This is a genomic window from Nostoc sp. (assembly GCF_036916975.1).
Classification (GTDB): domain Bacteria; phylum Cyanobacteriota; class Cyanobacteriia; order Cyanobacteriales; family Nostocaceae; genus Nostoc.
Genome location: NZ_JBALFF010000039.1, coordinates 1 through 23,141 on the forward strand (window position 1 = coordinate 1; position 23,141 = coordinate 23,141).

A 23,141-nucleotide genomic window follows, 5' to 3' on the forward strand; every position below is an offset into this window, starting at 1 on the left:
CAATAATTAATATAGCAAGCCTAAATCATTTGTGAACAATTATATCCCCGACTTCTTGGAGAAGTCGGGGATATTAGCCTTACAATTTTCACCAATCAAATAAGATTGCTATAGCTTTGCCTGAGTTTCGCTAAGGCTGAATATTTCAACGATTCATTAATTCTTTACAAAAAAATTAATTTATAGAGTGTTTTTATTGATTCTTCAGTATTATTACTAATGTCAATTCACCATATCATTAATTAAATTACAGACTTACATGAGGTAAAAATGCAGGGTTTTCTCCCTGCCGATAAAGCAAATGGGAATATCCCAAATTGCTATATTTTTGCAGTCCTAACTAAAATTGTTAATCAATTATTATGCTTTTATTTAACAAAAAAAGTTCCATAATTTTAACTTTACTGCTGAGTTTGGGGCTGGTTGTAATAGATAAAGCTGGCGCGAGTAACTTCAGAGTCTCTCCAATTAAAGTCTCGTTTTCTTCCAAGGTATCAAGTCAAGTTCTCACTGTACGCAATGACAGTAATGAGACTTTACGCTTTCAACTTCACACCTATACTTGGAAGCAAAATGCTAAAAGTGAGATGCAGCTTGATGCTACAGAAGACATCGTAGCTTTTCCTGGCTTATTTACTTTAAAACCTGGACAACAGCGCCTTATACGTGTTGGGACATTAACCCCTGTCAGTTCCATCGAAAAAACCTACCGCATTTTTATTGAAGAACTTCCTCCAGAAACAAAAGCTAATCAACAACCTAATGGAATCCGCATCTTAACAAAAGTAGGAATTCCTATATTTCTTCAACCTAGCAAGGAAGTTGTAGAAGCAGGTGTGGAAAATATTGTTGTTAGCAAAAATCAGATAAACTTTCAGTTCAAAAATAGAGGCAATGTTCACTTGATTGCTCAAAAAATCCGGGTAAAAGGTCTTGGTGAGGCAGATAAAAATGTTTTTGACCGCCAAAGAAATGGTTGGTATGTTCTTGCTGGTACATCTCAACCCTATGACCTGAAAATGTCTCGACAGGAGTGTAGCAAAACTCGAACTTTAGTAATTGAGGTCAAAACAGATAATAAAGTTTTTACAGAAAAGCGTGAAATACCTAAAGGTGCTTGTAGTGCCTCAAATTAATTAACCGAGCGACTAGAAGCCTCGGCTACAGGACACTTTACCCACCTTTGCGGGTTTTAAACTCTTGATTTTCTCTTAGTCTACAGAGGTTAACTTCTCTGCGAGACGCTACGCGAACGCTTGTGTAGTAGCGAATTATATTCGCCTAATACTTTTAAAACATCCTCTTAAGGAAAGTTATTTAGTCGATGAGAAATTGGCATTCACTACAATTTCTTGGTAGCCTCACTTTTTGTTTAGGTTCTAGCCTTGTAATATGCCATCAAGTTGTAGCACAAGATCAAAAGGCTATCTTAGAACTGAACGTTAACCAGGTTTCCCAAGGAGAAGTTTTTGTTATATTACGGCAAAGCGATATTCTCGTTCGCCCCTCAGACTTACAAAAAGCACGATTGCAAGGTTTCTCTGGTATTCAGGAAACTATAAACAATGAAACTTATGTCTCTCTTGCTTCACTAGCTCCTAATCTTAGATATCAATTTGATGAAAATACCTTAACTTTAAGCATAACAGCCCAACCTCAATTACTAGGCTCTACCTCAGTAAACTTAGGAAATGAGCTACCAAATAATATTGTCTATAGCAAAGACACGAGTGCTTTTTTTAACTATGCCTTCAATGTGCCGCTCAATGGGCAAGCATTTGATAGCTATACTTTCTCTGGAGAGACTGGGCTAAGTTTGAACGGCAACTTGCTCTTTAGCAGTTTTTCGCGCAAATTTGACGGCTCATTTGTGCGAGGATTAACAAATTTTACTATAGATGATCCCAAAAATTTGAATCGATGGGTAGTTGGAGATAGCTTTGCTAATACTGGGAATTTAGGAGGCGGAGTCTTTCTGGGAGGTGTTAGCTTCTCACGAGAATTTGGACTTAATCCTTATTTCGTTCGCCAACCAACCTTTGCACTATCTGGTGCTGTTCTCAACCCTTCTACAATAGAGGTTTTTGTCAATGGCCAACGAGTTAGTCAGCAAGACTTGCCCCCTGGTCAGTTTCAACTAAATAATCTAGTATTACCGGTGGGTAACGGTTCTGCAAAACTGGTTATCCGCGATTCTTTTGGTCGAGAACAGGTAATTACCTCACCATTCTATTTTTCTACAGGGCTTCTCAAGCCAGGGCTATCTACCTACAGTTTTAACCTGGGCTTCCGTCGGGAGAATTTGAACTCTGATAGCTTGAATTATGGTTCTCCTGTGTTTTTGGGTCAATATACTCAAGGTATAAGTAAATCTTTAACTTTAGGAGGGCGTTTAGAAGCCTCGAGTAATTTAATCAGTGGTGGTTCTACTCTCACAACTGCACTGCCTTTTGGTGCGCTAGAAGTGTCTTTAGCCGGTAGTAGTGAATCAGGAGTATCGGGTGCGGCTGCATCAATAGCCTATAATTACTCCGGTAGAACTTTAGGTTTCGGTAGTTCCCTACGCCTATTCAGTGATAAATATGCCAACTTGAGCTTAAGTGCCTTAGATGATAGACCAAACTTAGAAACTAATGCCTTTATATCTGCAACGCTAAATCGTAATTATAGCTTAGGTTTGCAATATGCCTTATCTGATTATCGCGATCGCGGACAGAGCAATCGAATTTCTTTATTTAATACTATTAGACTGAACGATCGGTCAAACTTATCTATAAATCTTAGCCATTCTTCTGAAACTACAGAGTCTTCAATAAATGAGATATTTATTGGGTTTAATTATTCTCTGGGTAACAGTACCAGTGCCAACGTGAGTCAGAGCATTAATGATAAAAAAGCTGTAACGACTTTATCTTTGCAACAATCTCCTCCTGTTGGAGAAGGTTTTGGCTATCGCTTGCAGTTGAGTCCTAGCGAGGAAGAATTACCAGGTAACGGTAGGTTAGTTTATCAAGCTCCCTTTGGTATTTATGAGTTAAATTATGATCATAACCGCGATAGCGAAAATGCAAGTACTCTCGCTTCAGGTGGTATTGTAGCAATAGGAAATAATGTCTTCTTTACCCGTCCTGTCACAGAAAGCTATGCACTAATTCAAGTGCCAGGAGTTAGAGGAGTGCGGGGTTATATGAGTAATCAAGAAGTTGGGCAAACTGATTCCAGAGGCAACCTTTTAATACCAAACCTCTTACCCTACTATGGCAATAATATCAGAGTTCAAGATGAAGATATTCCACTAGACTATAGGGTTGATGCTAACGAAAAAGTAATTGCGCCTAGTTTCCGAGGTGGAGCAATTGTTCGCTTTCCTATACAACGTATTCAGAGTATAATCGGCAATATTTCTCTAGAAGCATCAGGAAAAACTATAATTCCTGTTTATGGTCAGTTAACTATAACTGTAAATGGCAATCAAATAGATTCACCTATTGGTAATCAGGGAGAATTCTATTTAGAAAATATTACTCCTGGTCGCTATGTAGCTAAAGTAGAATATGAAAAAGGTGTTTGTACTTTTGATTTAAATATTCCAAATTCTAACGAAAAAATAGTTAATTTAGGAAGTTTAAAGTGTATACAGAATCCTGGAAAATAAGTAGGAACTTATGAGCAATAATAAATTTATATTAATCTTAGGAATTATTTTAAACTGCACTACTACCTTACCTGCTTTATCCCAATGCACTATAAATGCTACTGGTGTGGCTTTTGGTTCTTACGATATTTTTAGTACTACTAAAAATGCGTCTACTGGCAATATAACTTATAATTGTGCTTCGGGAACTCCACCTTTTACTATTGACCTCAGCAAAGGTAATGCTGCATCTTATAATTCCCGAGAACTGAAGGATGGAAGCAATTCTCTTAATTATAATCTTTATATAGACGCAGCAGGATCGCAGATTTGGGGAGATGGAACAAGTAGCACAAATCAATATAGCAGTTCTAACTTAACGGGTACTATAACTATTTATGGCATCATTCCACCTCAGCAAAATGCCAAGGTTGGAAGTTATACAGATTCGATTACAGCTACAATTAATTTTTAGCACTGAAGTAGCAATTGGTGTAAATTGTACGGTAACTATAACAATTTTAAATCATTCGTGAGAGTTTGAAATTGTTGCAACCCCCTGTAATCCTCCCTTGCCCAAGCTGGGACTACAGGGGGAGTTTTCTTATGTGCATTTTCATGCAAAACAAAATTGGTATAAATAGATCCGCTCTGTAGGGGTTTAGCAATGCTAACAAGTGTCAACTTAACGTAAAAGTCATGTCCCGCAAAGAACTGAAGTTCCTTGCTAATAGCAAAAGTCATCTCATTTCTAGCTTAAGTTGACACCAATGAGCAATGCTAACTGTTGCCTTAGCATTCCACTCAAGCCCCATTTAACTTACTATATTTATTGTCCCCCATTTAAATGGGCTACATCTGCCTGCCTTTAGGTCATTATGGCAAAATCCAAAAAAAGCGCCAATCCCATCAATTTAAACGATCCACAATATTATCTTAACCGAGAGTTAAGCTGGTTAGAATTTAATGGGAGGGTATTACATGAAGCCTGTGACGATCGCACGCCCCTTCTAGAACGCCTGAAGTTTTTGGGAATATTCAACTCTAATTTGGATGAGTTTTTCATGGTGCGGGTTGCTGGTCTAAAGCAACAAGTAGAGGCGAAAGTCAGCCTGTTAACTCCCGATGGTCTGACACCACAACAACAGCTAGACGATATTCGGTCTACCCTGATTCCCCACGTAAAGAAACAGCACCAACATTTTGAGCAAGTACTTCGTCCTCTATTAGTAAATCACGGCATCCATATCGTGGATTACATAGATTTGAATCAAAAACAACGGACTCATCTCAACAGTTATTTTGAGGAACAAGTTTTTCCAGTTTTGACTCCCCTGGCTGTTGATCCTAGTCATCCCTTTCCTTTTATTTCTAATCTCAGCCTGAATCTGGCTGTTGTAGTCAAAAATCCAGACACCGAAGAAGAATTCTTTGCCAGAGTTAAAGTCCCCAGTGTTCTCCCCCGATTTTTAACAATACCGCCAGAGTTGGGAGATCAAAATAACGATAAACCTGCCCACTGGACTGGTGTACCTTTAGAACAAGCGATCGCTCATAACTTGGAATCTCTATTTCCAGGAATGAATATTCAAGAATATCATCCGTTCCGCATTACCCGTGATGCCGATTTGATCTTAGAAGAAGATGAAGCAGATGATTTGTTGTTAGCGATCGAACAGGAATTGCGAAAACGCCGCTTGGGTGGAAGTCCAGTCCGGCTAGAAATTCAATCTCAGACTCCTGAAATAGTGCGATCGCGATTATTGCATGATTTGGAATTAACAGAAAGCGATCTCTACGAAGTAGAGGGTCTTTTGGGACTGCGCGATTTGATGTATTTTATGTCTTTGCCATTGCCAGAACTCAAAGATCCACCCCGCCAATCTGTTGTACCATTACGCTTGCAAAGGTTGAGGGAACCAACTTTAGACCGAGATACGCTGGAGACTGACGAAGGAAAAGACTTTTTTGCTGTGATTCGGGAAAAGGATTTGCTAGTACACCATCCCTATCAATCCTTTTCGGCGACAGTGGTGCGCTTTATTACCCATGCTGCCTACGATCCGAATGTCTTAGCTATCAAGATGACCCTTTATCGAACTTCTGGCGACTCACCCATCGTCAACGCCTTAATTGCCGCCGCCGAAAATGGCAAGCAGATATCTGTACTGGTAGAATTAAAGGCGCGATTTGATGAGGAGAATAATATTTACTGGGCAAAACGACTAGAAAGAGTGGGGGTTCATGTTGTCTATGGTTTAGTGGGGCTGAAAACCCACAGTAAAACCGTCATGGTGGTACGGCGGGAAAAAGACCGGATACGCCGATATGTGCATATTGGCACTGGTAATTATAACCCCAAAACGGCACGACTGTATACAGATTTGGGATTGTTCAGCTGCCGTGAAGAATTAGGTGCTGACATCACAGATTTATTTAATTTCTTGACAGGCTACTCACGACAAAAGTCTTATCGAGAATTGCTGGTTGCGCCTGTGAATATGCGCGATCGCTTTTTGGCACTAATTCGCCGCGAAATCGAAAATGTTCAAAATGGATTTTCTGGACGCATTGTCGCCAAAATGAATTCTCTAGTCGATCCAGAAATTATTGCCACATTATATGAAGCTTCCCGCGCCGGAGTCCAAATCGATTTAATTATCAGGGGCGTTTGTTGTTTGCGTCCAGGACTCAAAGACATTAGTGAAAATATTCATATAATCAGCATTGTCGGCCGCTTTTTAGAACACTCTCGGATTTTTTATTTTCATAACAATACACAAGAGGAAATCTATATCGGCAGTGCTGACTGGATGCGCCGCAATTTAGATCGCCGAGTAGAAGTAATTACCCCAGTCAAAGACCCAGATATTGCCAAAGATTTGCAAGAAATTATGGGAATTATGCTCGCAGATAATCGCCAAGCTTGGGAATTGCAAGCCGATGGCAGTTACATTCAACGCCGTCCATACAATGATTCTCCCGAAGCTAATTCACAAAAAATTCTCATGAATATGGCATTACGCTCAACTGGTGTAGCCTCAAAGCTGATTGATTAAAAAATAAGTTACTTCTACCTTGACAACTAGCTCAACTTAGTTTTTTAGAAAACTTAACTTTTTTGAGAAGTTATCTAAGTTTTCTGTCATGGGTTAACACAAGTTATTCAACCATAGGATAGAGTCAGTGCTGGCATTTGTTCCCATAGACTAGAGAGGTTGTTGTGAAATAATTTCGTCTTTTCTATCAATGTTAATGTTATCCTGTGAGCTTTCTACCTTGCGTGTTCTAGTAGTTGATGACCACGAACTGACTCGTTTAACCTTACAATTAATTTTTTCTTGCCAGGAAAATATTCAAGTAGTAGGTTTAGCCAGCAATGGTGAAGAAGCTATAGAAATGGTTAAACGTTGTCATACTGATGTAATTGTTTTAGATTTACAGATGCCAGTTATGGATGGCTGGAGTGCGTCTAGTCACATTAAAGCTATATCGCCGAACAGCCAGATCCTTGCTTACTCCTCAGTGGAAGACGTAAATTTTCAGGGGACAAAGGCAATGTCTAACTTTGATAAAGTTTGCAAAAAAGATGTACCTACAAGCGAACTTATTGCCTTAGTTAGGCAGTTAGGTCAACGTGCAGGAGATGCTTCAGTTGTAGGATAAATGATACAGCTATGTTGCTTCGCCAACATCAGACTTAGTTAAATTCTGGGGATTTGAAGACATGATACTACTGAATAACGTCGGTATAACCTGAAGTTGACGGTTAAACCGACGCAGTTTTTGATAATTTCTACTCTACCGGAATGGTGCGTCTAAATTCATCAATTAATTCATCGAGTTCTTCCAAAGCCTGATTTACGTCAACTCTCAAAGTTCCCAAATTTGGTTGCTCTAGTAGCCCTAACAGGTACTCGCGTTTGCTTTGAACTGCGCCAATTCGTTGTTTTATAGTCTGTAAATCCATTTTTTTTTCCTAATCTTTAACTACCTTTAAATTTAAAGTTAACTCAAAATCCAATATTCTGGGGCAATAATACGCCCTTACTAGTCTAATACACGAACTTTGTCGGTTATAAATCCGTTTCCTTGCGTCTAGAGAAATTATTAATAAACCTTATCTAAGTTGAGAACCGTAGTTTTCACCCTCTCCCTAAATCCCTCTCCCAAATGCTTGAGAGGGAGTTTGAAATTCTGGCTCCCCGAATCCCAGATTTGGGATTCGGGGTTGGGGGATGAGGGCAAATCCTTTTCATCATGGAAGAATTATAGGTTTCAAGATAGACGTGGTTTATAAGGAAGGCAGAACCCCTTGAATTTTTACCGTTTCAGTCTTTTGCTAGCAATTATGGAGTTGGTTGAGAATATTACTGTCTAGGAACGATGTTCTTCCCTAATTAGTTATTCATAGCCGATGATAATAAAACTGAGGTATTCAGACTTTATACTAAATTTAAGCTCATGCTACGCCAAATTTCTTTGGGAACACTCGGTCTAACTATCGGCGGCATATTAACCATCATGGGTTTCGTCGCCTATGGTGCTAATAATGCCACATTAAATCTTGTCGGATTTTTTTACGGAATTCCTCTATTGTTGGGAGGATTGGCGCTGAAAGCTAATGAACTCAAGCCAGTACCCTTTACCCAAACTACGTCGCCGTCAGCATTGATATTGCGCCAACAGCAAGCAACTGATACTCAAAATAAAATTCGCAAAGATATCACCCGATATTGTTACGGTCAAGATGCTCATCTAGATACAACACTTTCTTTTCTGGGTTTGAGTCCCTCAGACCAGGAACGACCAACAGTAACAGGTTTGCGAGAAACAGAAGTTAATGGCGGCTATGCCCTAGTTTTAGAATTTGATTCACCGCTAATACCAATTGATGTCTGGCAAAAAAAGCAAGAAAAAATGACCAACTATTTTGGCCCTGGATTGGAGGTTGAAATAACCCAGCCATCTGAAGATAAAATTGAGCTAGCACTAATTAATACTCAAAAAGAGTCATTAGTCACTAGTCAATAACATAAGCTTCCGTGCCATTTTGCGTTTTTCCTGTGAGCTATCGCACTTGTGAGAGGCTGGGCAAAAAATAAGGGGAGACATAATTCTAGTTCCCCTTCTCCCTTCATATGGGAGAAGGGGTTAGGGCTATCAAGCTTTTTGCACCTGACGGGATGCTCCCTAATTACGAATTAGGAATTAGTAATTATTTTTGAATGGTACTTAGTAGCTCAACTCAACTGTTCAAACTTAAATTTACCTTTAATAAACTTGTTAAAGTATTGACCTTTAGACGGTGCATTATCTAAGTCTTCCTTAATACTGGGAGGTACTTTGAAATACTCGTAAACACTTCCACTATCAAATTCAATAGTTAGTGTTTGAATTTTTGGCTCATAGGTAAATTCCTTAATAACGCTACCTTCAGGCTTGAGTAGCGGGAAGGCGATCGCATCCCGAATACTGGCACAATCAGTTAATAACATTACCAACCGATCAATCCCAATCCCTAAACCACCCGTAGGCGGCATACCGTATTCTAAAGCTGTCAAAAAGTCTTCATCTACACCTTGGGCTTCTAAGTCGCCAGCAGCTTTCCTTTCAGCTTGGGCTTCTAAGCGTTCTCTTTGATCAATAGGATCGGTAAGTTCTGAGAAGCTGTTCCCAGTTTCTCGCCCAACGATAAATAACTCAAATCTTTCCACCAAACCAGGTTGAGAACGGTGAGGTTTTGCTAAAGGCGAAATTTCTACAGGGTAATCAATTACAAAGGTAGGTTGAATTAAATTAGCTTCTACCTTCTCTTCAAAAGCTAAATTCAATAACTTACCAATTGATTTGGCTTCATCTACACCAGGAATACTAGCATTTTTACTTGCTGTTTTTGCTTCTTCTAATGTTTGGAAAGAATTGAAATCCAAGCCTGTAAATTCTTTAACTAAATCGTGCATTGTCACTCGCCGCCAAGGTGGTGTTAAATCTATAGGTTCCCCTTGGTAGGTAATTTCTAATGTGCCGAGTACATCTTGGGCGACAGTAGTAATAATCCCCTCTGTCAGCGCCATCATATCGTTGTAATCGGCGTAGGCTTGGTAAATTTCAATTGTCGTAAATTCGGGATTGTGTCGAGTCGAAATTCCCTCATTACGAAAAACTCGCCCCAATTCAAACACCTTTTCAAAACCACCGACAATCAACCGCTTGAGATGAAGTTCTGTAGCAATTCGCAGATACAACTCCATTTCTAAAGTGTTGTGGTAAGTGATAAATGGACGCGCATCTGCACCCCCAGTTTCACTTTGCAAAACAGGCGTTTCAATTTCCAGAAAATTTCGTTCTTCTAAATAACGACGAATACCGGCAGTAATTTGGGCGCGACGGCGGAAAGTTTGCCGCACTTGGGGGTTAACAATCAAGTCAACGTAGCGCTGACGGTAGCGCTTGGCAACATCGGTTAATCCATGCCACTTGTCGGGTAGCGGCAACAGGGATTTAGTCAGGATAGTATATTGTTTAACGTATACAGATAACTCGCCCTTTTCAGTCCGTTTAATAGTACCTTTAACTCCCAGGATGTCGCCTGCATCTGTGAGTTGTTTTAAATGATTGAAGGCATCAGCATCAATATCTGCCATGCTTTCTTGGATGCGATTTTTATCCAAATAAAGCTGAATTGTGCCAGTTTCATCTTGCAAAGTGAAGAAAGCCAGTTTACCAAAAACGCGACGCGCCATAATGCGTCCAGCGATCGCAACTTCTAAATCAACTTCTTCACCACTGGCTAAATCGGCAAACTGTTCTTGCAACTGCGCTGCATGATGGGTAGATTCCCAACGATAGGCGTAGGGATTAGTCCCTAGCTGCTTGAGTTGTTCTACTTTCTCCAGCCTTGCGGCCCGGATATCTTCTTCCGACATGGTAACGAACTTTCAGGGGGCAAGATTAATTATAGATGCTGCAATTGAGAGGATGCAAGTTTATCTTTGATTGCATTTCCAGAAATTGAAATCCATATTAGTCAAATGTTTCCATAAGTTAGGTAATAGAATTTGAGTAGGAAATTTTTTATCTACCAATTCTTGATAAATGAGAATAAAATCTTTAGTTAAAATAACTAAGTTAAATAAAGTAACATAGCATTTACCAAATTATTTGCTGCTATGTAGTAAGCTGTTATTTCTTTGTAGTATTCAGTTAAACTCTCTACTGTCTCTGGTTCTGACCAATCTATAATACTCACTCGTTCTTGTTTAACTTCTTCTCGTTTATATCTTGTTATAAAGCCATTCTCTGAGAGTTCTGATAAAGCTTCGGCTACTTGCTTCACTTCATCGGGTATTAAATATCTATGTTTGCCATAACCCTCTTTGTTTCCTATTTCTGTGCCACCCAGGATGGCATTTACTAAAGGTAAATTATCTATATCTAACGTAGACTGTTCTATATACTCTCGATTCCCTAGCATTTTATTAAAAATTTTAAACAAACTCCAATTATTCAAGGAAATTTTAGGTAAGTTGTTTGAAGAGTTTTTACTTACTAAAAAAGACAATTTATCTGTATGAGTGTATCCAGTAAGTAAAAAATGCAGTTCGTGCCACGATTTACCTAAATATAATTCTGAAATTTGCCACTCTTTCAAAAATTCTGCTTTTATGTTTTCTATTTGCTGATTATCTGCCCACTTAAATTCTTTAAATTTCTCCTCTGATTGCTGAATATTAAGCCTTGAATTCTCTGATATATAAATAGCTTCTTCCCAAAAAGGAGACTCAGGTAAATACTTAGTACTAAAAAATATATCCAATAGAGATGAATTTATTTTAAATTTATCTAACATTACAGGTGATATTTGCTTAAGTTCACCTACAATACCCATACATATCTCCTTATTTTTCTTCTAAAGGGGGAATTAAACCTTATCTAACTTGAGAACCGTAGTTTTCACCCCAGGGCTATTTCATTCTATTTTTACGGTAGTTTTTAGGAATCTTTTTCAGAAAAATAAGAATTTAAACGCGATTTAAGTTGAGAACCGTAGTTTTTGCCCTCACCCTAAATCCCTCTCCCAAGTCTGGGAGAGGGACTTTGAAAACGTCACATTTTAGAATGAAATACCCCTGGTTTTCACCCTCACCCCCAGCCCCTCTGCCAAATCTGGGAGAGGGGAGACATAATTCTAGTTCCCCGAATCCCATATGAAGGGATATTGATATCTTCTCTGACAAAGGCTCAAAATTTAACTTTACAAGTTAAACCTTTATTTTTGTCCTATTTTTAGCGAATGCCTAGATGAAATAGCCTTCATTTTCAAGTTAGTAAATTGCCCGATCGCTTTTACAAAATCTTGCTGTTCTGGTTGCAAATGCAGTTTTTCTAGGGCTTGATTGATATTATTACCAGCGCGGAGATTATGATTAAGTTGGGTACGTTGCGATGTGTTTAAGATTGTCTCAATTTCCCTGTTTCTTCTCTGACGCACAGCCTGGAGTTCTTGGCGTTGTAAGGGAGTCAGATTAATCTCCGACAAGGTGGAGTAGCTTGCAGTTTTGGTAGTTTGGGCGGAAATAACACCAGAAGTAGTACGGAATTGAACGGGTGCAGCTAAGGCAATTCCCGGCATGGAAAAGACAAGAGCTAGAATAAGAGCGAACACAGAAAGACGTTTTGTCAAGTGAATTGCCATATTCAGAAATGCCTACATCTAATTTAATGCTGAGATATAGTTAAGCAATTTTCAAGCCTTAATTTTGAATCTTGAATTTATCCACCCCCAAGAGGATGATATTTCAGCTAAAAAATATTATCCCCTTTAAGGGAATCAAAAAACTAGAATGGCAAACTTAACTGAATTATTTTTGCTAAAATACAGACTCAAATTCAAGCTTTTACAAAATTATCACTTTATTGCTCATTTCTGTTAATCTGTACTCAGGACTCCAAACTACTCAGACCTTTTCATTCTGTCGATTTGCCGTTGTAATTCTTCAATTTGGCGGCGTAAAGTTTCTGTTTCATTTGCAGAAGATTCTGCTGCAACATTTACCGATCCTGAAGCAGGCGATCGCTGATAATTTCCTCGGCGAATTTGCTGGTATTCTTCAGATACTGCCCACGCCCGTAAGTAATGCAAGCGTTCCACTGGGAAAGGATGGCTCAACATCATACCCTGACCGCCATTGTAGATCAAGAATTTATATATCTGATTCAGTCCATCTTCATTGAGTGCCTGATAATTTTCTGACTGCTTGATAAACTCTTGTAAACTACATTCATTGGCATATTTGTTACTACCGCCAGAGAGTTTCATCATCGTTGACATGACAGGATTTAAGTCATCCATAACTAGTAGTGCGGCGCGATCTGACGATAACTCCGCTTTCCGCCGCCACTCAAAAAAGGCGTAAATCAAACCTTGTGTGAGAATATTACCGATGCCGAAGGTCAATTCTCCCAAGGCGGAAGCAGCACTCATTGCCCACATCGCCATTTGAATTAAAATAGTATGACCACATTTAATATGCCCGAGTTCATGGGCTAGCACCGCCCGAATCTCGGCTTCGTCGAGTAACTCTAGTATCCCTGTATTTATGACTATGTAAGGATTCTCTTGCCCCAGCGCATAGCTATTTGCTTGGGGATTTTGCGAGACAAACAGTGTCGGTTCTGGATAAATGTCCAAATCTCGGACACATTCTCGAAATATCTGGTAAATAGTGGAATATTGACGCGGCCCGACTTGGATGGTGTTACCCATTAGATAGACTAACTGAGGGCGTTCGTAGATAAATTCCACAAATTTACGAGCGATTAAATCAAATCCTGGTAAATTTCGTAAAGCTTGCTCGGCTTGGCGATCTAGTGGATGCCTGAAGGCTTCGCTGGAAATTCCTGTGTAAGTTGGCATAATTCAGGGTATTGGGTGATTGGTTATTGGTCATTAGTTATTGGTCATTGGTCATTAGTTTTGGATCAATGGCAAAGGACAAAGGACAAATGACTAATGACAAGATAATAGATATGGGGCTTTGTTCGTAAAAGTCACTTTGTATGGAATTAAAAGCGTGTGATTGAGGCAGAAGTTCATTTTTCACTACATAACTTTTTGCGATCGCAAGCGGGGTTCCCTTCCTGGCCCCATCATTTGACGATGGCACGGTTGGTAGCACGCGCCTTACGATTGGGACGTAGCGCCCTAATTCAAGTAGGGGCGGTTTGTGGCTATCAAGGGCGATATCGTACTAGTTTCGTAGCATCAGCCCTGATGTGGCATGGCCCTGTAATTATTGTTGCTCAAGAAGCAGTGCAGCAACTTCTGCTGCGGGTGGAAATTCCCCGTTTACAGCAGTGGCTACCATCCAACAAAGCAATTAGGACAGGTGATGCTTGGCCTAGTGGCCAGTTCCAAGGGCTACTGTTGACCTCACCCGAAGCTTGGTTAAAAGGACAATTTGCTGGTGGCTCATGCTTTCCCCAAGGCATCCCTACAATTATTGATGGAGTAGATGATCTAGAAGATTGGGTGCGCCATCAACTTACCCAAGATATTCAACCCCATGATTGGGAGCAACTTATGCTAGCTTGCCCAAATCAAGCTGAGGCAATTCGTGAAGCCCGGATACAACTTACACACGAACTTTTTCAGCATCCTGTCAATCCATATCAGTGTTATCTAATTTCCCAGCCAGAAATAGAAATTTTAAACCGTCTCTATTTAGCTTTAGATCAAGCCAACCTCCCGGATAATTGGAAAAATTTCTGGCAACAATTTCAAACCCTTAATGAAAATCTTTCCCCCTCTGCCCTCTTCTGGGCAACTATTGCCCATCGACAAGGTTTATTTTCTTTGCACTATGCACCAATGGAATTAGGTCAAATCCTCTCACCCTTATGGCAGCGACAACCAGTAGTTTTAATAGGCAGCGCCATCGAACCAGAAACTGAGGCTCCTCTTTTCCGACAGCGCCTTGGTTTGGACGATTTAACTTGCCTGAAGTTCTCGGCAGATCAAGCAGAAGCAATTCAACTGTATGTACCCTATAAATTGCCCCTACCTAACACGCCAGAATTTCAAGCGGCATTTATTCACAAAGTCCGTACACTGGTTTGTCTAAGTGCTACAGCACCAGGATTAACGGTTGTCTTAGTGGGGGATGTACCACTCAAATCTCAAGTTGCGACAATTCTGGCTTCAGAATTTGGTTCGCGGGTGCAAGTAGAAAAAACTTGTTTAGATGAAAATGGTATTTTGATTAGCGGTTGGGAATTTTGGCGAGAACATCAGCAAGTCTTGCCAGCACCCCATTTGTTAATAATTGCTACTTTACCTTTACCATCTTTAGAAAATCCGCTAGTAGCTGGTAGGGTAGCTCGTTATAAGCGATCGCATCAAGATTGGTTTCGTTTATATTTGTTGCCAGCAGCTTTGAATGAATTACAAAGAGCGATCGCTCCAGTCCGAGAAAGTCAAGGTATTGTTGCTTTACTTGATAGTCGTGTAGTTAATCGCAGTTACGGCGCTCAAATTCTCGCCGCCTTAAGTCCTCTGGCCCGCATTAACTATCTCGACCCCAGTCTGTTTTCTAATACCGATGAAGAAAATTCTGCTTAAAGTTCAGTTAGCAATCCCCAATTTACATTTTGTCAACCAAAGCGCGATCGTCTAAAAGCAAGCACTATTATCAGTTGATGCAGATGATGCGATTCAATGCCTCTCTGTAGCCATGATTGAATGGCAAGATAAATTTAGATAGAACCTAAGTAAAAAAATTTGAGTTGCTGATTATGGGTGAAGCAAAGCGTCGTAAAACCACACTAGGGGAAACATACGGTCAAGAGACTCGCATCTTGCCTTGGCTTCCCATCACAAAAACTCAAGCCGAATTATTTGTCAGTTGGACAAGTCGTGGTGCTTGGATAGGCATTGGTCTTATGGTTGTAGGATGGGCAACTATCCGTTTTATCGGCCCCGCCTTCGGTTGGTGGCAAGTAGTCTACTAAATCCTGCCGTAGACCCGCGTTGTAGGGGAAAATTGAACTTAACGCGAAACGGGCGGTTATGAAACCGCGTCTACAAAAACAAAACCCACCTCCGTGGGTTTCAAACCCTTAATTTGACCTTAGCAACTTGAAAGGCTAGTCCTAAATTGGAATTTCCCCACAGCTTTGGTGAGTATATGCTCTACGTTTTGGGTCTATCTTTGTAGTATATAAAGAAGGACTTTTGACCTGAAATTATGCCATCCTCTAAAAAATCCCTTACCTACCCATCCAGCCATACAAGCAATCAAGTAGATAATTACCACGGTACTTTAGTCGCAGATCCTTACCGTTGGTTAGAAGATCCTGACTCGGAAGAAACAAGGGCTTGGATTGAGGCACAAAATCAAGTTACTTTTGGCTACTTGAGCGAAATTCCTCCCAGGGAAAAAATTAAACAGCGCCTTACTAAACTTTGGGATTATGAAAAATATGGCATCCCTTTTAAAGAAGGTGAGCGCTACTTTTATTTCAAAAATGACGGACTGCAAAACCAAAGTGTCCTCTATACTCTGAAAACCCTTGACGACGAACCCAAAGTTTTACTCGACCCTAATAAACTTTCAGAAGATGGTACTGTTGCTCTTTCGGGATTGTCTATTAGCGAGGATGGTAAACTTTTAGCATACGGTTTATCCGCCTCTGGTTCTGATTGGCAAGAATGGAAAATACGCGATGTCGAAACTGGTGAAGACCTCCAAGACCACCTAAAATGGATTAAATTTTCTGGCGCGTTCTGGACACATGATAATCAAGGTTTCTTCTACAGTCGCTACGATGAGCCAAATGAAAAAACTCAATTAGAAGATGTTAACTATTATCAAAAGCTCTACTATCATCAATTAGGTAAACCCCAATCAGAAGATGCACTAATTTATCATCGCCCTGACCAAAAGGAATGGGGTTTTAGTGGCGGTGTTGCTGAAGATGGACGCTATTTAATAATTTCAATTTGGTTAGGTACTGACTCCAAAAATTTAGTCTTTTTTAAAGATTTGACTAACCCTAATGCTGAAGTCGTAGAACTAATTAACCAATTTGTTGCTGATTACAGCTTTATCGACAATGATGATAGCGTCTTTTATTTCCGCACAGATTTAAATGCACCACGAGGAAGAGTGATTGCTATTGACAGCAAAAATCCTGCACCAGAAAATTGGCGAGAAATCATTCCCCAATCAGCAGAAACGTTGGAAAGTTTAGGCATACTCAATAACCAATTTGTAGCTGATTATCTCAAAGATGCTCATAGCCAAATTAAAATATTTGACCTCAAAGGTGCGTTTATTCGTGAGGTAGAATTACCTGGACTCGGTTCAGCCGGGGGTTTTGGAGGGAAGCGTCATGATACCGAAACTTTTTATACTTATACCAGTTTCACCATACCAGGAACTATCTATCGCTACGATATGGTAACTGGTAAAAGTACCATTTTTCGCCAGCCACAGGTAGATTTTAATCCTGATGATTACGAGACGAAACAAGTCTTTTATCAGAGCAAAGATGGTACTAGAATACCAATGTTTATCACTCATAAAAAGGGCATAAATTTAGATGGCAATAACCCAACTTATCTCTATGCCTATGGTGGTTTTAATGCCTCAATGACACCTGGTTTTTCTGTGAGTCTTTTGGTGTGGATGGAGATGGGTGGTGTCTATGCTATGCCTAATATACGCGGCGGTGGAGAATACGGCGAAGAATGGCATCAAGCAGGAATGAAGGATAAAAAGCAGAATGTCTTTGATGACTTTATTGGCGCTGCTGAATGGTTGATTGCTAATAAGTATACTAAGACACAGAAGCTAGCGATCGCAGGTGGTAGTAACGGCGGTTTATTAGTGGGTGCTTGTATAACGCAACGTCCCGATTTATTTGGTGCAGCCTTACCAGCAGTCGGCGTCATGGATATGTTGCGGTTCCACAAATTTACCATCGGCTGGGCTTGGACTTCCGAATATGGTTCAGCAGATAATCCAGAAGAGTTTCCAGCGCTGTATGCTTATTCGCCACTACACAACATCAAACCAGATACAGCTTACCCAGCAACCTTAATTACCACAGCCGATCATGACGATCGCGTTGTCCCTGCTCATAGTTTCAAATTTGCCGCAGCTTTGCAAGCAAATCACGCAGGTGATGCGCCAACGCTAATTAGAATTGAGACTAAAGCAGGACATGGTGCGGGTAAACCCACGGCTAAAATTATCGAAGAAGCCGCAGATAAATGGGCTTTTTTGGTGCGTACTTTGGATGTTAAATTTTAGCAACTTTGTAGGGTGGGGAATGCCCACCCTCCGAGGCTAAACTAAATAAATCAATAATCAATTTAAACAAAGAAGACATCAGTCGTTCCAACTTACAAGTGCGATGCTCCCTATATTTCTCCTATTTCTCGGAGATAAGCAGGTCGGGGCATGAGTTGTCTAACCAGTGCAGCATCAGCCGTCCAAAACTCCGCAGATACACTCTGGGCGCAAGCAAGAAAGTCCGCATCATAAAGGGTAGATAATCCGTATTTATCGGCAATTTTCCAGGTTATTGCCCTAATTGCCTCTTCTTGAATGTAATCAATAGGCAGTTCACAGAAGTCTTCAAAAAAACCTTGCGCTTCCTCTGTTGTAATTACTCCCATGCGGTTTTTTTTTCTTAGCACAGATCCTACTTCTGCCCACGCAAAAGCCGGAGCCACTAACCGTATACTCAGACTTAAAGCTTCTGCTACTAGTTTTCTAGACTGGGGTTGATAAACTTCTGGTACAAGATAAGGAATCCAAACACTGGTATCTAAACACAAAACTCTAGTCACGTCGCCCTTCGTCCTCTCTGAGGCTGCGAATCAAATCTGTAGAGGCTGGTTGTATCCCCGTTTTAGCTTTCACAATTTCGCTGCGGGCAATTATCCGTTGATGGGCTGCCCATCCCCGGCGGCGGCTTACCTCACGTTCCAAAGCCTCAACCACTAAATCATTCAAGGATTCATTACCCTCTTTAATCTTCTTAGCTTTGACAAGTAAATCAGCCGGAAACCGAATTGTTAGGGCTTCGCGTTCCATAGCAATAAGTGCAACCAAATATTGATACCATTTATTATAACCGCTCTATGGCATAGTCTCCAAGCATTTTACCTGTTGCCTTGAGTTCAATCGCCAGCTGATACCCAGGGCTATTTCATTCTATTTTTACGGCAGTTTTTAGGAATCTTTTTCAGAAAAATAAGAATTTAAACGCGATTTCAGTTGAGAACCGTAGTTTTTGCCCTCACCCTAAATCCCTCTCCCAAGTCTGGGAGAGGGACTTTGAAAACGTCACATTTTAGAATGAAATAGCCCTGGCTGATACCACTTACCCAACACACTTAGTATTGACTGCTTGATCAATTCGATAAACGCGATCGCTTCCACTTCTCGGTAAGGTGTATCCCAAATACGCACCAATACTTGTATTTCCATGCTGATTGAAATTGGAGAGATGACATAGCATTAAAACAATTCGCAATTCGCAATTACGAATTGTTTTAATTTCTTTATCTCTCTTGTGCTTAAAATGCAACAGCTTGGGCTGTCCCCTTCACAAGGATTGTTGTATAAGTTTGTTGTTGCCCTTGGTTGAATAGAGGAATCACAGAAAAGCGGTTTGTTGTGGTGATTCCTTTAGTTTCAACTTTTGCTTCGTTACTAGATTGAAGGTTTATACGAGGTATGAGCAAGGTAAATGTGGTGTTGCCAGTATCTACTGTCTTTTTAATAGTCACAGTCACTAGCGTACCAATTTCCGTATCTACAGTACGGATTTCATCTCCCCCAAAGTTTAATGTCTGTTTCTGCTCTTGATAGTTGAAAAGGGGCTTACCAGTAATGCTTGATGTTGAGTAATTAATGCTGACTTTATTGCCATTTGAATTATACCCTGTGAAATTATACAAGTTCGGTGTTCTTGCGACTTGGGCATGAGATTGTAATACAGGTATTGCGGCTAAGGTTATACCTAATGTCAATGATGTAATTAAGTTTCTTGTTTGCATATTTAAAAAAGTTATTGCTAGTTTAATAATCGTGCCAATTTTAGATTTAAGATTAATAAATTATTTCGGTTGATGCCCTAAGTCTTGTGGGCAAAACAAATTCAAAAGACGTTCGCAGACTGGCTTTAAGCAAAGCTATACCGCAGTGTAAACCCTGTGCTATCGGCAATCCAAAATCCAAAATCCAAAATTGTTTGACGAAAATATGTACCCTGATGGGATGACAAGGAATGAAACCAATTTTAAAAGTGGATATTCCGGAAAACTTTTCAAATGAAATATATCGCAATCGTTGTTAATATATTTGTAATAATTTATAACATAGGGTAGAGTTACATCTGTCTTGAAAATAGAGAATAAGTGGCAAGTAATAAAAAAAGCGATTTTTATACCTTTGTTGTAAGTTATTGCTCGTAGATGTCTTGCAAATAGGTAAACTTGAAAACCGACCATTACGGCATGGCGGAAATAAAGCTACCATTAAAAATGGTAAAAAAGCCGAAAATGTAAGTCTTTTGACTTCCAGAAAGCGATACTAAGGTTTTGTTTTATAATTAGAAATTTTGCATTTCCCATTGCTTATGAAGCTGCGCTCATATATGCTTGTAGGGTTTTTTCTTAGCCTCGTGCTAAGTATTGTGCCTTTTTCGGGCAATTTCACCAATGCTGCAACACCAACAGCAGTCGCACCTGTATCTGCTGTCTCATTCACCCAAGGGGTACAAAAAACGGTATTAGACAACGGCTTAACAGTGCTAACTAAAGAAGTCCATACTGCTCCAGTAGTGAGCGTACAAGTTTGGTATAAAGTTGGCTCACGTAACGAGGTTAAGGGAGAGAATGGCATTTCTCACCAGCTAGAACATTTAATGTTCAAGGGTACAACTGACCGTCCTGTGCAGTTTGGCAGGTTATTTAGTGCCTTGGGTAGCCAGTTTAATGCTTTTACTAGTTATGACGAAACAGCTTACTTTGGCACAGTGCAACGAGACAAACTCGAAGCATTGCTGACACTAGAAGCCGATCGCATGGAAAACTCTTTAGTTGGTTCAGATCAACTCACAAGTGAAAAGCGGGTGGTAATCTCCGAGTTACAGGGGTACGAAAATTCACCAGGCTATCGTCTGAGTCGAGCAGTGATGCGAGATGCTTTCCCTAATAGAGCCTATGGCTTACCTGTAGGAGGCACAAAAGCTGATGTAGAGAAATTCACGGTGGAGCAGGTGCGAAATTATTACCAAACCTACTACAGCCCAGATAATGCCACGTTGGTGATTACAGGCGATTTTGCCACAGAACCTGTACTCAAAGTTGTTAAAGAAACTTACGGGAAGTTGCCAAAACGAGCCAAGACGGCTGTAACTAAAAATTCCGCCCAGGTGACTGCTTCTACCTCTGCTGCGAAAAAAGCACCAATCGTCCTCAAGCAACCTGGAAGTACCGCACTATTGCAAGCAGTGTATCCTCTGCCAGATATCAAGCATCCTGATGTCCCAGCAATTGATGTGATGGATGCCATTCTCACAGGCGGACGTAGTTCTAGGCTTTACCAGGCTTTGGTGGAATCTGGACTCGCTAGTTCAGCGAGTGGGAGTGCTTCCGAACTCATCGAACCAGGTTGGTATGAAATTAATGCGACGGCGGCTCCAGGTCAAGAGTTAGAGAAAATTGGCCAAGTGCTTCAGGAATCTTTAGCAAAATTGCAAGAACAGCCAGTTACTACTGAAGAATTGAACCGGGCGAAGACGCAACTGCAAGCCTCGTATATCTTGGGTAACCAAGATATCACTAGTCAGGCAACCCAACTGGGATATAACCAAACAGTGGCCGGCGATTATCGTTTTATTGAACAGTATCTAGCTGCGATCGCAAAAGTCACCCCAGCCCAAGTACAGAAAGTAGCGAAAACCTACCTAAATCCGGCTCAACAAACCATCGGCTTCTTTAAGCCAACTCAAGCAGATGGTAAACCAGGAACTTCTAGCGCTGGTTCTGGTCGCACAGTAGAAAATTTCAGCCCTGGTAAGCCTGTAGATCCAGCAGAACTGGCTAAATATCTGCCACCTGCCACATCAGCGACAGATTCAGCCAAACAATCATTACCAGAAGAGTTTACCTTGAATAATGGTTTACGGGTTTTGCTGTTGCGCGATCGCAATCTCCCCATCATTAACCTGAGTGGACAAATTGATGCTGGTAGTGAATTTGACGGCAATCAAAAAGCTGGATTAGCGAATTTGACTGCGGCCAATTTAATGAATGGGACGCAGACTAAAAATGCTCTAACCCTAGCAAAAATCTTAGAAGACCGAGGAGCCGATTTGAACTTCGGTGCCAGCCGCGAGGGAGTTAGCGTTGGCGGTGAGGGACTTTCAGCGAACCTGCCGATATTGATTCAAACTCTGGCAGATGTGTTAGAAAACGCGACTTTCCCAGCCGACCAATTAGAACTGAGTCGCCAACGCGCACTGACAAGTCTCAAAGTCCAGCTAGATGATCCCAGAGGTTTAGGACGACAAGTATTTCAGCAAGCAATTTACCCAGAAAATCATCCATTCCACAGCTTTCCCACAGCCGAGAGTTTAAAGAGTATTACTCGTGATGATTTGCTTGGCTTCTACCAGACACACTACCGACCAGATCAGACAACGATCGCCTTAGTAGGAGACTTTGATCCAGTTAAGGTAAAAGCTTTGCTGAATCAGGCGTTTGGCAAATGGTCAGCCACAGGTAAGCCACCTGTTCTGAAAATACCATCCGTGCCATTGCCGCAAACTTTGACACGTTTAAACAAAGTGATACCTGGTAAGTCCGAAGCTGTTACCTACATCGGCTACAACGGTATTTCTCGGAAAGACCCACGTTATTATTCAGCACTTGTACTGAATCAAATTTTGGGTGGTGATACCTTAGCGAGCCGTTTGGGTACGGAAGTGCGCGATCGCCAGGGTTTAACCTACGGTATCTATAGTGGTTTTGCCGCCGGAATCAATCCAGGTCCTTTCTTGATTCAGATGCAGACTGCTCCTCTTGATACCCAAAAAGCGATCGCTAGTACTCTCGCTTTACTCAAACAGTTCCGCGAACAAGGAGTGACTGAGGCTGAATTGAACGCAGCAAAACGCTCAATTACTAATAGCTATCCTGTGGATTTAGCTAATCCTAGTGATGTATCAAGCATCATTTTGAATAATGCTGTTTTGGGACTTTCACGATCAGAAATCCGAGACTTTCCCCAAAAGATTGAAGCAGTCACAATGCCTCAGATTCAACAGGCAATTGAGAATTTAATTAAGCCGGAAAATCTGATAATTGTCACTGCTGGCCCTGGAGAGACTGTACCCAAGGGTAGCTAATTACCTCAAACTAAAACACAAAGGCGCTAAAAATTACTTGAAGCCTTTGTGTTTAGGAGCATCCCAAATGTGTAAT

The 23,141-nt window shown here is 40.7% G+C and carries 19 protein-coding genes; 10 read left to right on the plus strand and 9 right to left on the minus strand.

Going from position 1 to position 23,141, the window contains the following annotated elements:
• Nucleotides 1-362 precede the first annotated feature (362 nt).
• The 5 genes from V7K73_RS08710 to V7K73_RS08730 all read left to right on the plus strand — a co-directional run bounded on the left by V7K73_RS08710 (nt 363) and on the right by V7K73_RS08730 (nt 7,300).
• Complete coding sequence (locus tag V7K73_RS08710; RefSeq protein WP_334879014.1) at nt 363-1,136, plus strand: fimbrial biogenesis chaperone; 774 nt, start codon at nt 363-365, stop codon at nt 1,134-1,136.
• Between the two features lie 188 nt (nt 1,137-1,324).
• Entirely contained in the window at nt 1,325-3,655 is a 2,331-nt protein-coding gene (locus tag V7K73_RS08715) for a fimbria/pilus outer membrane usher protein (RefSeq protein ID WP_334879016.1), read from the plus strand.
• A 10-nt stretch (nt 3,656-3,665) separates the two neighbouring features.
• On the plus strand, nt 3,666-4,109 hold the full coding sequence (locus V7K73_RS08720; protein ID WP_334879018.1) for a Csu type fimbrial protein: 444 nt from the start codon (nt 3,666-3,668) through the stop codon (nt 4,107-4,109).
• 403 nt (nt 4,110-4,512) lie between these two features.
• Complete coding sequence (gene ppk1, locus V7K73_RS08725) at nt 4,513-6,693, plus strand: polyphosphate kinase 1 (protein ID WP_334879019.1); 2,181 nt, start codon at nt 4,513-4,515, stop codon at nt 6,691-6,693.
• Between the two features lie 190 nt (nt 6,694-6,883).
• The gene (locus tag V7K73_RS08730) at nt 6,884-7,300 is read left to right on the plus strand and encodes a response regulator (protein WP_334879021.1); all 417 of its coding nucleotides are present in this window, start codon (nt 6,884-6,886) and stop codon (nt 7,298-7,300) included.
• Nucleotides 7,301-7,430: 130 nt separating this feature from the next.
• On the opposite strand, the gene V7K73_RS08735 is transcribed toward V7K73_RS08730, so the two are convergent.
• Nucleotides 7,431-7,604: a hypothetical protein gene (locus V7K73_RS08735; protein ID WP_334879022.1), complete on the minus strand. Its 174-nt coding sequence runs from the start codon at nt 7,602-7,604 to the stop codon at nt 7,431-7,433.
• Between the two features lie 494 nt (nt 7,605-8,098).
• On the opposite strand from V7K73_RS08735, the gene V7K73_RS08740 reads away from it, so the two are divergent.
• Nucleotides 8,099-8,668: a DUF2854 domain-containing protein gene (locus V7K73_RS08740; RefSeq protein ID WP_334879024.1), complete on the plus strand. Its 570-nt coding sequence runs from the start codon at nt 8,099-8,101 to the stop codon at nt 8,666-8,668.
• Nucleotides 8,669-8,877: 209 nt separating this feature from the next.
• Here V7K73_RS08740 and lysS read toward each other — a convergent pair whose 3' ends face one another.
• From lysS to V7K73_RS08760, 4 genes are all read right to left on the minus strand, one after another.
• Nucleotides 8,878-10,563 carry a lysine--tRNA ligase gene (lysS, locus tag V7K73_RS08745; RefSeq protein WP_334879025.1) on the minus strand — a complete coding sequence of 562 codons (1,686 nt, stop codon included), beginning with the start codon at nt 10,561-10,563 and terminating at the stop codon, nt 8,878-8,880.
• 197 nt (nt 10,564-10,760) lie between these two features.
• Nucleotides 10,761-11,525: a DUF1877 family protein gene (locus V7K73_RS08750; RefSeq protein ID WP_334879027.1), complete on the minus strand. Its 765-nt coding sequence runs from the start codon at nt 11,523-11,525 to the stop codon at nt 10,761-10,763.
• Nucleotides 11,526-11,906: 381 nt separating this feature from the next.
• Nucleotides 11,907-12,332, minus strand: a complete 426-nt coding sequence (locus V7K73_RS08755) for a hypothetical protein (RefSeq protein ID WP_334879029.1) — start codon at nt 12,330-12,332, stop codon at nt 11,907-11,909.
• 258 nt (nt 12,333-12,590) lie between these two features.
• A complete protein-coding gene (locus V7K73_RS08760) occupies nt 12,591-13,553 on the minus strand; it encodes a M48 family metallopeptidase (protein WP_334879031.1) in 963 nt (320 codons plus the stop codon).
• A 159-nt stretch (nt 13,554-13,712) separates the two neighbouring features.
• On the opposite strand from V7K73_RS08760, the gene V7K73_RS08765 reads away from it, so the two are divergent.
• The 3 genes from V7K73_RS08765 to V7K73_RS08775 all read left to right on the plus strand — a co-directional run bounded on the left by V7K73_RS08765 (nt 13,713) and on the right by V7K73_RS08775 (nt 17,952).
• The gene (locus V7K73_RS08765) at nt 13,713-15,257 is read left to right on the plus strand and encodes an ATP-dependent DNA helicase (protein ID WP_334879033.1); all 1,545 of its coding nucleotides are present in this window, start codon (nt 13,713-13,715) and stop codon (nt 15,255-15,257) included.
• 173 nt (nt 15,258-15,430) lie between these two features.
• On the plus strand, nt 15,431-15,646 hold the full coding sequence (locus V7K73_RS08770) for a DUF2839 domain-containing protein (protein WP_334879035.1): 216 nt from the start codon (nt 15,431-15,433) through the stop codon (nt 15,644-15,646).
• A 236-nt stretch (nt 15,647-15,882) separates the two neighbouring features.
• The gene (locus V7K73_RS08775; RefSeq protein ID WP_334879037.1) at nt 15,883-17,952 is read left to right on the plus strand and encodes a prolyl oligopeptidase family serine peptidase; all 2,070 of its coding nucleotides are present in this window, start codon (nt 15,883-15,885) and stop codon (nt 17,950-17,952) included.
• Between the two features lie 110 nt (nt 17,953-18,062).
• Here the strand turns inward: V7K73_RS08775 and V7K73_RS08780 are convergent, their stop codons facing one another.
• The 4 genes from V7K73_RS08780 to V7K73_RS08795 form a co-directional block, all read right to left on the minus strand.
• Entirely contained in the window at nt 18,063-18,494 is a 432-nt protein-coding gene (locus tag V7K73_RS08780; RefSeq protein ID WP_334879039.1) for a type II toxin-antitoxin system VapC family toxin, read from the minus strand.
• Nucleotides 18,487-18,759 carry a YlcI/YnfO family protein gene (locus V7K73_RS08785; RefSeq protein WP_334879041.1) on the minus strand — a complete coding sequence of 91 codons (273 nt, stop codon included), beginning with the start codon at nt 18,757-18,759 and terminating at the stop codon, nt 18,487-18,489. The genes V7K73_RS08780 and V7K73_RS08785 overlap by 8 nt, the downstream gene beginning before the upstream one ends.
• Nucleotides 18,760-18,993: 234 nt before the next feature.
• Nucleotides 18,994-19,137 carry a hypothetical protein gene (locus V7K73_RS08790; protein WP_334879042.1) on the minus strand — a complete coding sequence of 48 codons (144 nt, stop codon included), beginning with the start codon at nt 19,135-19,137 and terminating at the stop codon, nt 18,994-18,996.
• A gap of 89 nt (nt 19,138-19,226) precedes the next feature.
• Nucleotides 19,227-19,709, minus strand: coding sequence for a hypothetical protein (locus V7K73_RS08795; RefSeq protein ID WP_334879043.1), 483 nt, complete (start codon nt 19,707-19,709; stop codon nt 19,227-19,229).
• Nucleotides 19,710-20,308: 599 nt separating this feature from the next.
• Here V7K73_RS08795 and V7K73_RS08800 point away from each other — a divergent pair.
• On the plus strand, nt 20,309-23,065 hold the full coding sequence (locus V7K73_RS08800; RefSeq protein WP_334879045.1) for a M16 family metallopeptidase: 2,757 nt from the start codon (nt 20,309-20,311) through the stop codon (nt 23,063-23,065).
• Nucleotides 23,066-23,141 lie beyond the last annotated feature (76 nt).